11 protein-coding genes and 1 pseudogene are annotated in these 14687 nt (G+C 64.4%); 7 read left to right on the forward strand and 5 right to left on the reverse strand.

What is annotated here, in order from left to right; all coding sequences use genetic code 11:
• The 3 genes and pseudogenes from IVA82_RS37840 to IVA82_RS37850 form a co-directional block, all read right to left on the reverse strand.
• Positions 1-204 (reverse strand): annotated as a pseudogene (locus IVA82_RS37840) (hypothetical protein); the annotation flags it as partial.
• Positions 205-420: 216 nt separating this feature from the next.
• Positions 421-1560 carry an acyl-CoA dehydrogenase family protein gene (locus tag IVA82_RS37845; protein WP_247385015.1) on the reverse strand — a complete coding sequence of 380 codons (1140 nt, stop codon included), beginning with the start codon at positions 1558-1560 and terminating at the stop codon, positions 421-423.
• Positions 1561-1711: 151 nt separating this feature from the next.
• Entirely contained in the window at positions 1712-2926 is a 1215-nt protein-coding gene (locus IVA82_RS37850) for an acyl-CoA dehydrogenase family protein (protein ID WP_247385016.1), read from the reverse strand.
• A 158-nt stretch (positions 2927-3084) separates the two neighbouring features.
• Between IVA82_RS37850 and IVA82_RS37855 the strand changes: the two genes are divergently transcribed.
• Positions 3085-3630, forward strand: a complete 546-nt coding sequence (locus IVA82_RS37855; RefSeq protein ID WP_247385017.1) for a carboxymuconolactone decarboxylase family protein — start codon at positions 3085-3087, stop codon at positions 3628-3630.
• Between the two features lie 109 nt (positions 3631-3739).
• Positions 3740-4234 carry a VOC family protein gene (locus tag IVA82_RS37860; RefSeq protein ID WP_247385018.1) on the forward strand — a complete coding sequence of 165 codons (495 nt, stop codon included), beginning with the start codon at positions 3740-3742 and terminating at the stop codon, positions 4232-4234.
• A gap of 55 nt (positions 4235-4289) precedes the next feature.
• Here the strand turns inward: IVA82_RS37860 and IVA82_RS37865 are convergent, their stop codons facing one another.
• Together IVA82_RS37865 and IVA82_RS37870 are read right to left on the reverse strand one after the other, a co-directional pair.
• Entirely contained in the window at positions 4290-5609 is a 1320-nt protein-coding gene (locus IVA82_RS37865; RefSeq protein WP_247385019.1) for an MFS transporter, read from the reverse strand.
• A 127-nt stretch (positions 5610-5736) separates the two neighbouring features.
• The gene (locus tag IVA82_RS37870) at positions 5737-6981 is read right to left on the reverse strand and encodes an MFS transporter (protein ID WP_247385020.1); all 1245 of its coding nucleotides are present in this window, start codon (positions 6979-6981) and stop codon (positions 5737-5739) included.
• A gap of 214 nt (positions 6982-7195) precedes the next feature.
• Here IVA82_RS37870 and IVA82_RS37875 point away from each other — a divergent pair, with 214 nt between their 5' ends.
• The 5 genes from IVA82_RS37875 (at position 7196) to IVA82_RS37895 (ending at position 14556) form a co-directional block, all read left to right on the forward strand.
• A complete protein-coding gene (locus tag IVA82_RS37875) occupies positions 7196-9265 on the forward strand; it encodes a prolyl oligopeptidase family serine peptidase (protein ID WP_247385021.1) in 2070 nt (689 codons plus the stop codon).
• A 230-nt stretch (positions 9266-9495) separates the two neighbouring features.
• Positions 9496-10443, forward strand: coding sequence for an aminoglycoside 3'-phosphotransferase/choline kinase family protein (locus tag IVA82_RS37880; protein ID WP_247385073.1), 948 nt, complete (start codon positions 9496-9498; stop codon positions 10441-10443).
• A gap of 345 nt (positions 10444-10788) precedes the next feature.
• Entirely contained in the window at positions 10789-12411 is a 1623-nt protein-coding gene (locus IVA82_RS37885; RefSeq protein WP_247385022.1) for an ABC transporter substrate-binding protein, read from the forward strand.
• A 228-nt stretch (positions 12412-12639) separates the two neighbouring features.
• Positions 12640-13653, forward strand: coding sequence for an ABC transporter permease (locus tag IVA82_RS37890; protein ID WP_247385024.1), 1014 nt, complete (start codon positions 12640-12642; stop codon positions 13651-13653).
• A 3-nt stretch (positions 13654-13656) separates the two neighbouring features.
• Entirely contained in the window at positions 13657-14556 is a 900-nt protein-coding gene (locus IVA82_RS37895) for an ABC transporter permease (RefSeq protein ID WP_247385025.1), read from the forward strand.
• The last annotated feature ends 131 nt before the right edge of the window (positions 14557-14687 follow it).

The following is a 14687-nucleotide window of genomic DNA, read 5'->3' on the forward strand; positions in this document are numbered from 1 at the left end:
GCCCTCCTGCGCGGCCTTCCCTCGAGCCCGCAAAAGCACGCCAGATAGCGCCGCCATGTCCCCGCCATCGATCCGGTAACGACGCATCTTCTCGGCGCCGGGCATCATTATCCCCAGCTGCCACTTCGCTTTGCTCAGTTCGAAAGCCAAGTAAATCGTGGCATACTCGCTTCCGGCGGGTGCGTCAGTGTGATCAGTACGCATCGTTGATCCTCCAGGGTGAGTTGGTGGTCACAAACTCAATTTACCCCTGACCACCTGCCACCCCATAGGATCTACGGCTACGCTTTCATGCCTCATCCTGAGGAGCGCGCCCTCAGCGCGCGTCTCGAAGGACGAAAGGCCGAGGATGCAGCAGCGGGGGCCTTCATGGTTCGAGACGCCGCGAAGGCGCGGCTCCTCACCATGAGGGGTGAGAGCTCAATACCCCCGCGCCCTTGCCAGCTGCTCGGTGTGGTAGTTCGCATCGCCGAACAATTCCTCGCACACCCGCGCGCGCTTCATGAAGAAGCCGATGTCGAACTGGTCGGTCATGCCCATGCCGCCATGCATCTGCACGCCTTCCTGCACCGCGCGCGTGGCGGTGGTGCCGGCACGGGCTTTTGCCACCGCAACGGCCGACGCTGCCTTGGCAACATCGGCGTCCAGCGCCTGGAGCGCTTTCATCACGGCGGCGCGGGTGATCTCGATGTCGACATAGAGCTCGGCGGCGCGGTGCTGGAGCGCCTGGAATTCGCCGATCAGCTTGCCGAACTGCTTGCGGCTCTTCAGGTACTCGACGGTGCGGCCGAACACCTCTTCGCTCAAGCCCACCATCTCGGAGGCCACCGCGCCGCGGCCAATGTCGAGCACGCCATCGAGCAGGCCGGCGCCCTGATCGACCTCGCCGAGCACGCTGTCGGCGTCGACCTCGACATTCGCGAACTCGATCCGCGCGGCGTTGTGCGCGTCGACCATGATAGTGCGCTCGACGGCGACGCCCTTGGCTTTCGGATTGACCAGGAACAGCGTCAGGCCCTCGCGCTCTCCAGGAGAGCCCGCGGTGCGCGCCGCGACGATCAGGAGGTCGGCGACATGGCCGTCGACAACCAGCGCCTTGGCACCGCTCAGCTTGAAACCGTTGCCGGCGCGCACCGCCTGAAGACTGGTCTGGAGCGGGCGATGCTTGGCGCCCTCGTCGATCGCAAGCGTCGCGAGCAGCGAGCCGTTGGAGATCTTCGGCAAAAATTCCGACTTCTGCGCGGCATTGCCGCCGCGATTCAGCGCCGAGGCCGCGACCACGCTGGTGGCGAGGAACGGCGACGGCATCAGGGTGCGGCCGATCTCCTCCATCACCACGCCGGCCTCGACGAAGCCGAGACCGCTGCCGCCGAACTCTTCCGGCACCAGCAGCCCGGCAAAGCCCATCACGGCGAAGGAATGCCAAAATTCCTTGGAGAAACCAGTCGGATCCTTAGCGTCGCGCAAGTGCCGCAGATGCGACACCGGCGCCTTGTCGCTGATCAGCCCGCGGGCGGAGTCGCGGAGCATCGATTGTTCTTCGGTGAAGACGAGGGCCATGGTGGTGTTTCCGATTTGAAATCTAAGTTCGTCATTCCGGGATGCGCCGAAGGCGCAGGCCTGGAATCCATCGTGCGTCAGTGTTGGCGGAGGAACGGATTCCGGGCTCGCGACTTCGTCGCGCCCGGAATGACGGGTGGTAGCGTACGCCTCACGCCCCCGGCAGATCGAGGATGCGCTTGGCGACGATGCCGAGCATCACCTCGCTGGTGCCGCCCTCGATTGAGTTGGCCTTGGTGCGCAGCCAGGCGCGCGGACGGGCGCCTTGCCTCGAGCGCTCGTTCTCCCATTCCAACGCGTCGATGCCGCCGGCCGACATCAAGATCTCATAGCGGCGCTTGTTGAGCTCGGTGCCGTAATATTTCATCGCCGATGAGAACGCCGGATGCGCCTGTCCGGTCTTGGCGAGATCGACGGCGCGCTCGGCGCAGGCGGCGAGCGCGGCTTCGTCGACATCGAAGCTGGCGATCCGGCCGCGCAGCATTGCATCGTCCAGGCGGCCGACTGCGTCGGTGCCGACCGAGTCGGCCGCGATCTGGCCGAGCGGACGGCCGACGCCGCGTTCGCCCATGCCCGAGATCATCGCGCGCTCGTGCTGCAGCAGGTATTTCGCAACGTCCCAGCCGCGGTTGACGGTGCCGACGACATGCGACTTCGGCACGCGGACATTGTCAAAGAAGGTCTCGCAGAACGGGGAATAGCCGGAGATCAGGAGGATCGGCTTGGTCGTGACGCCCTTCGAGGCCATGTCGAACAGGATGAAGCTGATGCCGTCATGCTTCTTCGCGGTTGGATCGGTGCGCACCAGGCAGAAGATCCAGTCAGCGTAGTTGGCGTAGCTCGTCCAGATCTTCTGGCCGGTGATGACGAAATCGTCGCCGTCGCTCTCGGCGCGGGTCTGGAGCGAGGCGAGATCGGAGCCGGCATTCGGTTCGGAATAGCCCTGGCACCAGCGGATCAGGCCCGCCGCGATCTTCGGCAGATGCTCCTTCTTCTGCGCCTCGTTGCCGTATTTGAGCAGCGCCGGCCCGAGCATCCAGATGCCGAAGCTCGACAGCGGCGGCCGTGCGCCAATTCTTCCCATCTCGGCGCGCAGCACCTTGTGCTCGGCGGCGCTCAAGCCGCCGCCGCCATATTCCTTCGGCCAGTCCGGCACGGTCCAGCCCTTGTCGCGCATGTGCTCGAACCAGATGCGCTGCGGCTCGGAGGAGAATTTTGCATTGCGGCCGCCCCAGAAGACGTCGGAATCCGACGTTGCGGGCTTGCGCATTTCCGGCGGGCAGTTGGCCTCGAGCCAGGCGCGGGTCTCAACGCGGAAGGTTTCGAGATCGGCCGTCTCAGAGTCGCCCGCTCTAGAGTCTGTCATGGGTCGTTTCCATCGTTCGAAATCGGCTTGTTGCAGGAGACTCTGAGCCATCGCCCCGTGGAATTCAACCATTTCCATCACGCGCCGCCGCGCATGCCACGCCGCATTCGGCTATACTGGCCGGCACGGCGACGCTTGAAAATAAAGAGGAAACAACGATGCGCCTGAAACTACTTTCGCCTGGCGAAATGAGCGACAGCCAGCGGCAGACCTACGACGAGTCGATTGCCGGCAAACGCGGCAAGCCGCCGCCGCCGATGATGGCCTGGCTGAGCAGCCCGGAGATGGCCCGTCATGCCACACGACTCGGCGAGGTCCTGCGCTTCGACACGATCTTCCCCGCCAAGCTCTCTGAGATCGCGATCCTGGTGACGGCGCGGCACTGGACCGCACACTACGAATGGTACGCGCACAAGCGCCTGGCACTTGCCGGCGGCATGGATTCTGAAATCATCGACGCGATCCGCGACCGTCGCACGCCGGAGTTCGACGATCCCAAGGCTAAGGTGATCTACGATGTGGCGAAGTCGCTGCATGAGGGCCATGGCGTCGAGAAGGGCCTCTATGATGATGCGGTCAGGATGCTCGGCGAACGCGGCGTCGTCGAAGTGATCGGCCTGTGCGGCTACTACACGCTGGTGTCGATGACACTGAACACGTTCGAATTCGGCCTGCCGGAGGGCGAGGTGTCGGAGCTCGCTTGATCGCCGATCGGATGCACAGTTTCGCATCCGGAAACGCTGGGTTTCGGGATCGGCCAGTAGCACTGTCCCGGGGCTCGAATTAAGTGGAGTTGGTCAACGGAGCAACCGCATGCCGCAGAACCCCGCCGTCCACGCCGGCACCAGGATCGGCCACGTCCACCTCAAGGTCGCCGATCTCGATCGCGCGCTTGGGTTCTATTGCGGCGTGCTCGGCTTCGAGCTGATGCAGCGCATAGGCTCCGGTGCGGCCTTCATCTCGGCCGGCGGCTATCATCACCACATCGGGCTCAACACCTGGGAGAGCAAGGGCGGCTCGCCGCCGCCGCCGGGCACGACCGGGCTGTATCACACCGCGATCCTTTATCCGACGCGGCCGGCGCTGGCCGATGCGCTGCACCGCGTGCTCTCGGCCGGCATTGCGCTCGACGGCGCCAGCGACCATGGTGTCAGCGAGGCGCTCTATTTGCGCGATCCCGACGAGAACGGCGTCGAACTGTACTGGGACCGGCCTCGGGAGCGATGGCCGTTCGGGCCGGACGGCAAGCTTGCGATGGTCACCAAGCGGCTGGACGTCGAGGAGTTGTTGCGGCAGCGGGAGGCGTGAACTCCGCTGTCGCCCCACACTCGTCATTGCGAGCGGAGCGAAGCAATCCAGACTGTCACCGCGGAGGCAGCCTGGATTGCTTCGTCGCAAGGGCTCCTCGCAATGATGGAGGATGTGGAAGCGACGCCGCGCCTCTACAAAGTCTTAACGTGGGGGCACCCCCCCGCACCATGATCATCGCCGCGGCTACGACCTCCAGCGCGATGCAGAGGTAGAACGGCAGCGAATAGTCGCCGGAGAGATCGCGCAGGAAGCCGACCACGGCGGGGCCAAATGCATAGGTCACCTGGTTGATCGCGGTGTTGAGGCTGATCAGCACGCCGAACGAGGCGGAATCGAACTCCCGCTGCACGATCAGCGACGGCAGCGTGATGAGGTTGCCGACCGAGAAGCCGAACACCGCGCAAGCCGCAATCAGCACGTAGTCATTGTGCAAATTGATGACGACGAGGAGCGCCGCTGCCTGGCTCAGGAACGACAGCGCGGAGGCGAGGCGCTGGTTGAGGCGGTCGATCACCATCGAGAACAGCACGCGGCCGACCACCGCCATCGCGGTCAGCACCGCCACCGCGACCGCCGCGCGCTCGCGCCCGATCACGGGATCGAGGAACGAGATCAGGTGCACGATGAAGCCGACCTGCGCGAACAGCACCAGCGCGAACGCGATCGTCACGGTCAGGAAGCCGACGTCGCGCATTGCGTGCTTGCGGATCTGCGCCGACGATTGAGGCTTCGCTTTCTCGCTCCCACGCCAACCGTGGAGATCGGGCGGCCGGCCGACGACGATCAGGATCACCGGCACGAGCAACAGCAGCATGGCAGCGGCGACGGTAAACATCGCGCTGGCAAAGCCGATCTGGCCGATCAAGGTCACCAGCAGCGGCACGCCGACGATGCCGCCGAAACTCGCGCCGTTGAGCGCCAGGCTGATCGCCATGCCGCGCTTCCGGTCGAACCACAGGCTGATCGTGTTGGTGATCATGGCAAGGCTGGTGCCGGCCCAGCCGAAGGCGAGCACGGCGTTGGCCAGATAAAGCTGCCAGGGCTCCTGCACCGCGCCGATCGCAACCGCGGCCGCCGCCATCGCCAACGTGCCGGCGATCAGGCAGATGCGCGGACCGTATTTCCTGACGGCTTCGCCGACGAAGACGACGAGCAGCGCGCCGAACAGATAGAAGAACGTGGTGCCCGAGGAGATCAGCGAGGCCGACCAGCCGTGCGCGCGCTGGAGCTCGGCGACATAGACGCTCTGGCCGTAGAAGCCGAGGCCCCAGCCAAAGGTCGCGAGCAGGAAGCAGACCGCAACGATGCGCCAGCCTTCATAGCGGAGGGAGGATTCGTCGATGGATGGGTCGTGCCGGGGATTGTCGAGCATTTGCGCTTCTCCTCGTTTCCCCTGCGTTGGGCCGTCCGCTAATGACGACCATCATGTAACGATGCCGGGCCAGAAAAGCACTTCGACAGCGATCGAAGCATCAACGCTGCTGCCAGCCTCCCGCCAGTCAGATCGCGTCCGGGAACTCGCCCATCGCCGCTTCCAGCCGCGCCCTGCGGCGGCGAGCCCAGGAGACGAGCGAAAGCACGGCGAGGCCGAGCAGCACCGGCGGAAACACCACCATGTTCACGGCGGACCAGCCGAAATTGGCGAGCAGCTGGCCCGACGAGAACGAGCCGATCGCCATCATGCCGAACACCAGGAAATCGTTGAAGGCCTGCACCTTGTTGCGCTCCTGCGGGCGGTGCGTCTCCAGCACCAGCGCGGAGGCGCCGATGAAGGAGAAATTCCAGCCGACACCGAGCACGATCAGCGTGGCCCAGAAATGCATCGCGGTGATGCCGGAGAGACCGATCGTGGCGGCACCAGCCTCAAGCAGCAGGCCGGCCGCGACGATTCTGGGCGCGCCGAAGCGGGCGATCAGCGCGCCGGTGAAGAAGCTCGGCCCATACATGGCGACGATGTGCCATTGAATGCCGAAATTGGAATCGCTGAGACTGAGGCCGCACAGCTTCATGGCGAGCGGCGCCGAGGTCATCACCAGGTTCATCATGGGGTACGAGATGACGCCGCACAGCGCTGCTGCGACGAAGCGCGGCTGGGTCACGATCGAGAGCAGCGGCCGTCCGCCATGGAGATCAGCCGGAGCTGGCCTCGGCATGTCGACGCCGGCGACGATGCCCATCGCGACCAGCGCGACCGCAGCCTGCACCAGGAAGCTGAACGCGAACAGATAAGGCGACCAGACGTCCATGGTCCATTGCACGAGCTGCGGACCGAGCACGCCGGCGAACACGCCGCCGGCCATCACCCAGGACACTGCTTTGGGCCGGTACGCCGCGCTGGCGCCGTCGGCGGCGGCGAAGCGATAGGATTGCGCCACCGCGCCATAGAGGCCGCCGAGAAACGTCGCGACGCAGAACAGCGCAAACGAAGCATGCAGGATCGCGAACGAGCCGAGCAGGCCGGTGAGCGTACCGCAACCGGTGCCGATGACGAAGGCTGCGCGGCGGCCGAAGCGACGCGAGATCGCGCCGGTCGGCAGCGTGCCGGCAGCAAGCCCCGCCACATACATCGATATCGGCACGGTCGCGAACGACATGTCGGGTGCCAGCGTGGCGCCGACGATCGCGCCGGTGGCGAAGATCACCGCCGAATTGGCGCCGGTCAGCGCCTGTGCCGCGGCAAGGCGCACCACATTGGTCCGCACGCGGGCGGCGGCGATTTCGTCGGTTGCAGTCACGTCAAGCATTGGCATTTCCGCCCCAAGGGAGATCACAAGCGAGCTCGCAAGGGCATTGTTGATTCTCGGCACTATGGAGGGGCGCAGGAGGGTGAGCAACCGGCGCAAACGGGCGCAGGCCATGCCTCTGACGCAATCGGACGGATGATACCGGGCCGCGCTCTTGACGGCTTGCGCTCGATCAAATCCTATCCCGCCGCCCTTTGTTTGCGGAGTTTGCATCATGTCCATCGACGACAGGCCTACGCTTGGCAAGCCCGACGACGATCCCTGGCTCTGGCTGGAGGAGATCGAAGGCCCGCGTGCGCTCGATTTCGTCGAACGGCAGAACAGACTGACGCTCGACAAATTCGGCGGCAAGGCTTTCGAACGCGACCGTGACACGCTCGCGGCGATCTACGACCGGCCCGACAACATTCCCTATGTGGGACGTCGCGGCACGCATCTTCACAATCTCTGGAAGGACGCCGCCAATCCGCGCGGCCTGTGGCGGCGGACCACTCTGGCGGAGTTTCGCAAAGCCAGCCCGGCGTGGGAGATCATGCTGGACATCGACCAGCTTGCGGCGCGCGAAGGCGAAGACTGGCTGCTGAGCTCGATCAACTCGCAGCCGGGACAGCCGCGAGTCATCTTGAGTCTGTCGCGCGGTGGCAGCGACGCCGTCACCTTGCGGGAATTCGACGTCGATACGAAGAGCTTTGTCGCCGACGGCTTTACGCTGCCGGAAGCCAAGGGCGGCGTCGACTGGCTCGATCCGGACACGCTGCTGCTGTCTAGCGCTTATGGCGAGGGCATGACAACGAGCTCTGGATATTCAAGGACCGTTCGGTTGTGGCGGCGCGGCCAGCCTGTCGATCAGGCGCAAGTGATCTTCGAGACCACGGCCGATCATATGATGGTCTATGGCAGCGCCGACGACACCGGAGCTCGGCCGCGCACCTGGATCACCGACCAGATCGACTTCTTCAACTACGCCATCTGGCTGCGCGACGAAGCCGGCACCACGAAAAAGCTCGACCTGCCGACCGGAATCTGGCTACAGGCGCATAGCGACTGGTTTGCGATCAAGCTGCGCGAGGCCTGGTCGAGCGAAGGACGAACCTATGCCGCTGACGCCGTGCTCGGCATTTCGCTCCCGGCGTTCATGGCCGGCAGCCGCGACTTCACGCTGCTGTTCGAGCCCGGCCCGCGGCGCGCCTTACAAGGCTTCTTCTGGACCGCGGGCAAACTGGTGCTCTCGATCCTCGACGAGCTCAGGCCGCGATTCGAGATCTGCACGCCGTCCGCCACCGGCTGGAGCCGCGAGACGCTCGGCGGCCTTCCCGGCATCGGCGTCGTCGACATCTGGCCGCTCGATCGTCATCCGTCCGAGAGCAACGGCGATTTGCTCGCCAATGTGCAGGACCCGCTCGCGCCGCCGTCGCTGCTGTTGATCGAGCGCGGCGTGACAGGCCCGACCGTGCTGAAGCAGGCGCCGAAGACGTTCACCGCCGACGGCCTCGTCGTCACACAGCATGAGGCGATCTCGATCGACGGAGAGCGCATTCCCTATGTGCAGACCGGCCCTGCCGGCGAGACCGGCAATGCGCCGGTCTATATGACCGCCTATGGCGGCTTCGGGCTCGCGGTGAAGCCGTACTACAATGCCTCGCTCGGCAAGCTGTGGCTGGAGCGCGGCGGCACCGTCGTGCAGGCGAATTTGCGCGGCGGCGGCGAGTTCGGCACGCGCTGGCATGATGCCGGCCGGCTCGCCGGCAAGAAGCTGTCGCATGACGATTTCGCGGCCGTGGCCGCCGATCTCGTCCGCCGCGGCGTCACGAAAGCGAAGCGGATCGCCGCGCAGGGCGGATCGAACGGCGGCATTCTGATCACCAACATGCTGGTGCGCTATCCGGAGCGTTTCGGCGCGCTGTTCTGCACCATCCCGCTGATCGACATGCGCCGCTACACCAAGCTGCTCGCGGGCGCGAGCTGGATCGCCGAATATGGCGATCCCGACAAGGCCGAAGAATGGGAGTGGCTGAAGACCTACTCCGCCTATCACAACGCAAAGCCCGGCCAGTCCTATCCGCCGATCCTGATCGCCACCACGCGACGCGACGACCGCGTCCATCCCGGTCACGCGCGCAAGATGGCCGCAAAGCTCCAGGCGATGGGCTGTGAGGCTTATTTCTACGAGCCGGCGGCGGGCGGCCACGGCTACGGCAAAGACAACAAGGAGCGCGCTGGCTTCGAGGTGCTGGGCTATCAGTTTTTGAAGGACGAGATCGGCTGGCGGGACGGAGAGGGTTGAGGCCTCCCGTCCTGAGGTACAGGAGCTCGCGGCCATCCTTCGAGACGCCGCTGCGCGGCTCCTCCGGATGAGGCTAAGCGGCAAGGGGTCAGGACGAGGCTAAGCGGGCATCGGGGCCCGTCGAAATGGCTGCCGCGCACTCCGCCCTCATCCTGAGGAGCCCACCAAAAGCGGGCGTCTCGAAGGATGGGCCGCACCGAAAACTGCTTATGAAATGCATCAAGGTCGCGATGTCGATGACACTACCTCACTTCGCCGACGCAGAAAGCTTTCGCGCCTTTCGCTTCGACCCACCGCGATGGCTGCCGGTCGCGATCGACATCGCGCGCAGCCACGGGCTCGACGTCAGCTCGCCGCATGTGTTCGCGACCGGCGCCAATCTCGTCGTCGGATTTGGCGAGAAGCTGATCCTGAAAATCTTCCCACCGCTGCTCCTTGCGCAGTTCGTCTCCGAGCGCGGCTCGCTGACGCAGCTTGCAGGCCGCCTTCATCTGCCGATTCCGGGAATCGTCGCGGAAGGGATGCGCGACGGCTGGCCCTATCTGATCATCACGCGTCTTGCCGGCACGCTCGGCTCGGAGGTCTGGCCCTCGCTGCCGGAAGCGCAGAAGGAACGCGTGATGCGCCAGCTCGGCGAGACCATCGCAGCCGTGCAGCGCGCGCCGCTCGGACCGCTCGCGCAAATCGAGCCGCGCTGGGATGCGTTCATGCGCAGGCAGATGCAGGGTTGCCGCAGCAGGCACGAGCGTCTCGGCCTTGCGCCAAAATTCCTCGCCGGCCTCGACGATCTCCTGCGCGACGCAACTGATCTCATCCCGATAGACGCGCCGCCGGTGATCCTGATCGGCGAGTACATTCCAGAGAATTTTCTGCTCGCCTGCCGCGACGGCGAATGGTCGCTCGCCGGCCTGTTCGATTTCGGCGACGTGCTGACGGGATGGCGCGACTACGATTTGCTAGGCCCCAGCGCCTTCATGGCGGCGTGCCGGCCCGGCCGCGTGCGCAGCATGCTCGAAGGTTTTGGTTATGCGCAGCCGGACTATGCGCTCAAGCGACGCCTGATGGCCCTGATGCTGCTGCATCGCGCCAGCGATCTCAACAGCCACATCTGCATCGAGGGATGGCAGGATAAGGCGAACGATCTCGTCGAGCTCCAGGATCTGATCTGGCCGGGGTGAGCGCCTCCCTCTCCGTCATTCCGGGGCGCCGCGGAGCGGCGAGCCCGGAATCCATTTGCCCCTCGCGTTTTGCGGCCCGATGGATTCCGGGCTCGATGCTGTGCATCGCCCCGGAATGACAGGCAGCGCTTATTAAGCGGGCTCCGACTTCGGAGGGCCCAACAAATAGGCAATCATGCGTCTTTGTATGCAACTTTGGCGAGGGGCCGTTTGCTCTTGGCAGGCCGCATTTGAAAATTTCATCCGTGCCTTCAGCGCGTTAAGTCAGAATACGTCTCTTTCCATCCTTGGCACGAACCTTGCGAATCCAGTTCCAACCAGAAAACTTTGTGTTGGAGCATTTTCATGAAACGCCGCGATTTCCTCAAGTCCGCCACCGGATTGGCCGCTGGCGCGGCGCTTCCGGCCATGCCTTCGGTGATCTCGTCGGCCCAGGCCGATGCGCGCTCGGAGACGCTGCTGATCGTCTCCGAAGGTGGGCCCAATAATCTCGACATCCACGGCGTCGGCACCAACGTGCCCGGCTATGAAGTGTCCTGGAATTGCTACGATCGGCTGCTCAGCCACGAGATGAAGAGCGGGCCCGGCGGCGTGCCCTATTACGACCGCGACAAGTTCAAGGGCGAACTCGCCGAGGACATCAAGATCGACGACATGTCGGTCACCTTCAAGCTGAAGAAGAACGCCAAATTCCACGACGGCACGCCGGTAACGGCCAAGGACGTCAAGTGGTCGCTCGATCGTGCCGTCAGCGTCGGCGGCTTCCCGACCTTCCAGATGAGCGCGGGCTCGCTGACCAAGCCGGAGCAGTTCGTCGTGATCGACGATTACACCGTGCGGGTCGATTTCCTGAAGAAGGACAAGCTGACGATTCCCGATCTTGCGGTGATCGTGCCCTGCATCGTCAACTCCGAGCTGGTGAAGAAGAACGCCAGCGAAAAAGATCCCTGGGGCCTCGAATTCACCAAGCAGCAGACTGCGGGCTCCGGCGCCTACAAGGTGACGAAGTGGACTGCCGGCACCGAAGTGATCATGGAGCGCAACGAGGACTGGGTCGGCGGACCCTTGCCGAAGATCAAGCGCGTGATCTGGCGCATGGTGCCGCAAGCGGGTAACCGCCGCGCGCTCTTGGAGCGCGGCGACGCCGACATCTCCTACGAATTGCCGTTCAAGGATTTCCAGGAGATGAAGGCCAGCGGCAAGCTCAACGTGGTGTCGCTGCCGTTCTCCAACGGCATCCAGTATATCGGCATGAACGTCACCAAGCCGCCGTTCGACAATGTGAAAGTGCGGCAGGCCATCGCCTATGCGCTGCCGTACCAGAAGATCATGGATGCCGTGCTGTTCGGCCTCGGCAATCCCATGTTCGGCGCGGCAAAGGACAAGGCGACTGAAGTCGCCTGGCCGCAGCAGCACAAATACAACACCGACATGGAGAAGGCGAAGGCACTGCTGACTGAAGCCGGCTACGCCAACGGCTTCGAGACCACGATCTCGTTCGACCTCAACTTCGCCGGCGTCAACGAGCCGCTGTGCGTCCTGGTGCAGGAATCGCTCGCGCAGCTCGGCATCAAGACCACCATCAACAAGGTGCCCGGCGCCAACTGGCGCACCGAATTGAACAAGAAGGAAATGCCGCTCTTCACCAACGTGTTCTCGGGTTGGCTCGATTATCCCGAGTACTTCTTCTACTGGTGCTATCACGGCAACAATTCCGTCTTCAACACCATGAGCTACAAGTCGGCGGAGATGGACAAGCTGATCGACGGCGCTCGCGTTGCCGCCGCGACCGGCGACACCGCGACCTACGACACCGACGTCAAGGGCTTCGTCGATCTCGCCTACGCCGACGTTCCGCGCATCCCGCTGTACCAGCCCTTCGTCAACGTCGCGATGCAGAAGAACATCAGCGGCTACCAATACTGGTTCCACCGCCGCCTCGATTATCGCGCGATGGCGAAGGGGTGAGGGGGTCATGGCGCGCGACACGGCCGCGTCTCTCTGTATGTCTCCGACAAGTGAGGTGGGCAGCACTCTCTCATTCCCTCTCCCCTTGTGGGAGAGGGGCAGGGTGAGGGGTAGCCACGAACTCCGACCTAGCTTGGGGCTACCCCTCACCCCAACCCTCTCCCACAAGGGGAGAGGGGGCGCAGCGGTACGCGCGGCTCGATCTCATTTCCACACCAGGAGGTCGCCATGCTGACCATGATCGGCAAGCGCCTGATGTTCGCGATTCCCTCGCTGATCGGTGTCGTCATCGTCACCTTCCTGCTCACGCGAGCTCTGCCCGGCGATCCCGCTGCGTATTTCGCAGGTCCCGCCGCAACGAAGGAAGCCGTCGAGCAGATCCGCAAGAAGCTCGGCCTCGACAGGCCGCTGATCGAGCAGTTCTTCCGCTACACCAAGGATCTCGCCCATGGGGATTTCGGCAACTCGCTCACCACCGGACAGCCGGTCGCAGCCGAGATCCGCAGTCGCCTGCCGGCTTCGGCCGAGCTGACACTGCTCGGCCTGATCGTCTCGGTCGTGATCGCCATTCCCCTCGGCGTACTGGCGGCGACGCGGCCGGGATCATGGGTCGACCATCTCTGCCGGGTGACGACGACGGCCGGCGTATCGCTGCCAGTGTTCTTCACCGGCCTGGTGCTGGTCTACGTCTTCTATTTCCGGCTCGGCTGGTCGCCCGCGCCGCTCGGTCGGCTCGATGTGTTCTACAGCGCGCCGCCGACCGTGACCGGCTTCTATTTGATCGACACCCTGATCGCGCGCGACTTCGAGGCGTTCCGTTCGGCGGCCAGCCAGCTCATCCTGCCGGCAACGACGCTTGCAATCTTCTCGCTGGCGCCGATCGCGCGCATGACCCGCGCCTCGATGCTGGCGGTGCTGTCGTCGGAGTTCGTGCGCACCGCGCGTGCCAGCGGCCTGTCGCCCGCGACCGTCATCGTCACCTACGCCTTCCGCAACGCGATGCTTCCCGTCATCACCACGCTCAGCATGGTGTTCTCGTTCCTGCTCGGGGCCAACGTGCTGGTCGAAAAAGTGTTCGCCTGGCCCGGCATCGGCTCCTATGCGGTGGAAGCGCTGATCTCGTCGGACTTCGCGCCGGTGCAGGGCTTCGTGCTGACCATGGCGGTGATGTACGTGCTCTTGAATCTTGTGATCGACATTCTCTATGGCGTGATCGATCCACGCGTCAGGCTTGAGGGTTAAACCATGAGCACCGTTGCGCCTGCTGTTGAACCCGTCGGTCCCGCGCGCACCTCGGGACTGGTCGCGCTCCTCGAACAGACCCGCTATGTTCTCGGCGAGAACAAGGTCACGGGCTTTGCCTTCGCGCTCCTGATCGTGATCCTCATTGCCGCGATCTTCGGCCCCTATGTGGTGCCGTATGATCCGCTGGCGTCCGACACCGCGGCGTCGCTGAAGCCGCCCTCGGCCGCGCACTGGTTCGGCACTGATCAGCTCGGCCGCGACATCTTCAGCCGCGTCGTCGTGGCGACGCGGCTCGACACGTTCATCGCGGTCGCCTCCGTCGTGCTGGTGTTCCTGATGGGCGGGCTCGCCGGCATCGCCGCGGGCTATTTCGGCGGCTGGACCGACCGCATCGTCGGCCGCATCGCCGACACCATCATGGCATTCCCGCTGTTCGTCCTGGCGATGGGAATCGTCGCCGCGCTCGGCAACACCGTGCAGAATATCATCCTGGCGACAGCCATCGTCAACTTTCCGCTCTATGCCCGCGTCGCGCGCGCCGAAGCCAATGTTCGCCGCAATGCCGGCTTCGTTCAGGCGGCGCGGCTGTCCGGCAACGGCGAGTTTCGTATCCTGCTGGTGCATATTTTGCCGAACATCATGCCGATCATGATCGTGCAGATGTCGCTGACCATGGGCTACGCCATCCTCAATGCCGCCGGCCTCTCCTTCATCGGCCTCGGTGTCCGCCCACCGACCGCGGAATGGGGAATCATGGTCGCCGAGGGCGCCGGCTTCATGGTGTCAGGTGAATGGTGGATCGCATTGTTCCCCGGCCTGGCGCTGATGATCGCCGTGTTCTGCTTCAACCTCCTCGGCGACGGCCTGCGCGACATCGTCGACCCGCAGCGGAGGACGTGATGGTTGGTTTCATGGCTGTTCCAAAGCTTGCTGCTGCGCTCCCTCCCCCCTTGTGGGGGAGGGTTGGGGAGGAGGGTAGCCCAGCAAACGGTTTCGATGGTGCGGATGCTGCGGTGCTCGCAGCAGGAGAG

It is taken from the genome of Bradyrhizobium sp. 142 (genome assembly GCF_023074015.1).
Lineage (GTDB): Bacteria > Pseudomonadota > Alphaproteobacteria > Rhizobiales > Xanthobacteraceae > Bradyrhizobium.

Excerpts from the sequence above, each read along its gene's own strand:
- IVA82_RS37845 (WP_247385015.1), bottom strand. The coding sequence starts at position 1,560 with ATGGCCCTCGTCTTCACCGAAGAACAATCGATGCTCCGCGACTCCGCC.
- IVA82_RS37850 (WP_247385016.1), bottom strand. The coding sequence starts at position 2,926 with ATGACAGACTCTAGAGCGGGCGACTCTGAGACGGCCGATCTCGAAACC.
- IVA82_RS37855 (WP_247385017.1), top strand. The coding sequence starts at position 3,085 with ATGCGCCTGAAACTACTTTCGCCTGGCGAAATGAGCGACAGCCAGCGG.
- IVA82_RS37860 (WP_247385018.1), top strand. The coding sequence starts at position 3,740 with ATGCCGCAGAACCCCGCCGTCCACGCCGGCACCAGGATCGGCCACGTC.
- IVA82_RS37865 (WP_247385019.1), bottom strand. The coding sequence starts at position 5,609 with ATGCTCGACAATCCCCGGCACGACCCATCCATCGACGAATCCTCCCTC.
- IVA82_RS37870 (WP_247385020.1), bottom strand. The coding sequence starts at position 6,981 with ATGCTTGACGTGACTGCAACCGACGAAATCGCCGCCGCCCGCGTGCGG.
- IVA82_RS37875 (WP_247385021.1), top strand. The coding sequence starts at position 7,196 with ATGTCCATCGACGACAGGCCTACGCTTGGCAAGCCCGACGACGATCCC.
- IVA82_RS37880 (WP_247385073.1), top strand. The coding sequence starts at position 9,496 with ATGTCGATGACACTACCTCACTTCGCCGACGCAGAAAGCTTTCGCGCC.
- IVA82_RS37885 (WP_247385022.1), top strand. The coding sequence starts at position 10,789 with ATGAAACGCCGCGATTTCCTCAAGTCCGCCACCGGATTGGCCGCTGGC.
- IVA82_RS37890 (WP_247385024.1), top strand. The coding sequence starts at position 12,640 with ATGCTGACCATGATCGGCAAGCGCCTGATGTTCGCGATTCCCTCGCTG.
- IVA82_RS37895 (WP_247385025.1), top strand. The coding sequence starts at position 13,657 with ATGAGCACCGTTGCGCCTGCTGTTGAACCCGTCGGTCCCGCGCGCACC.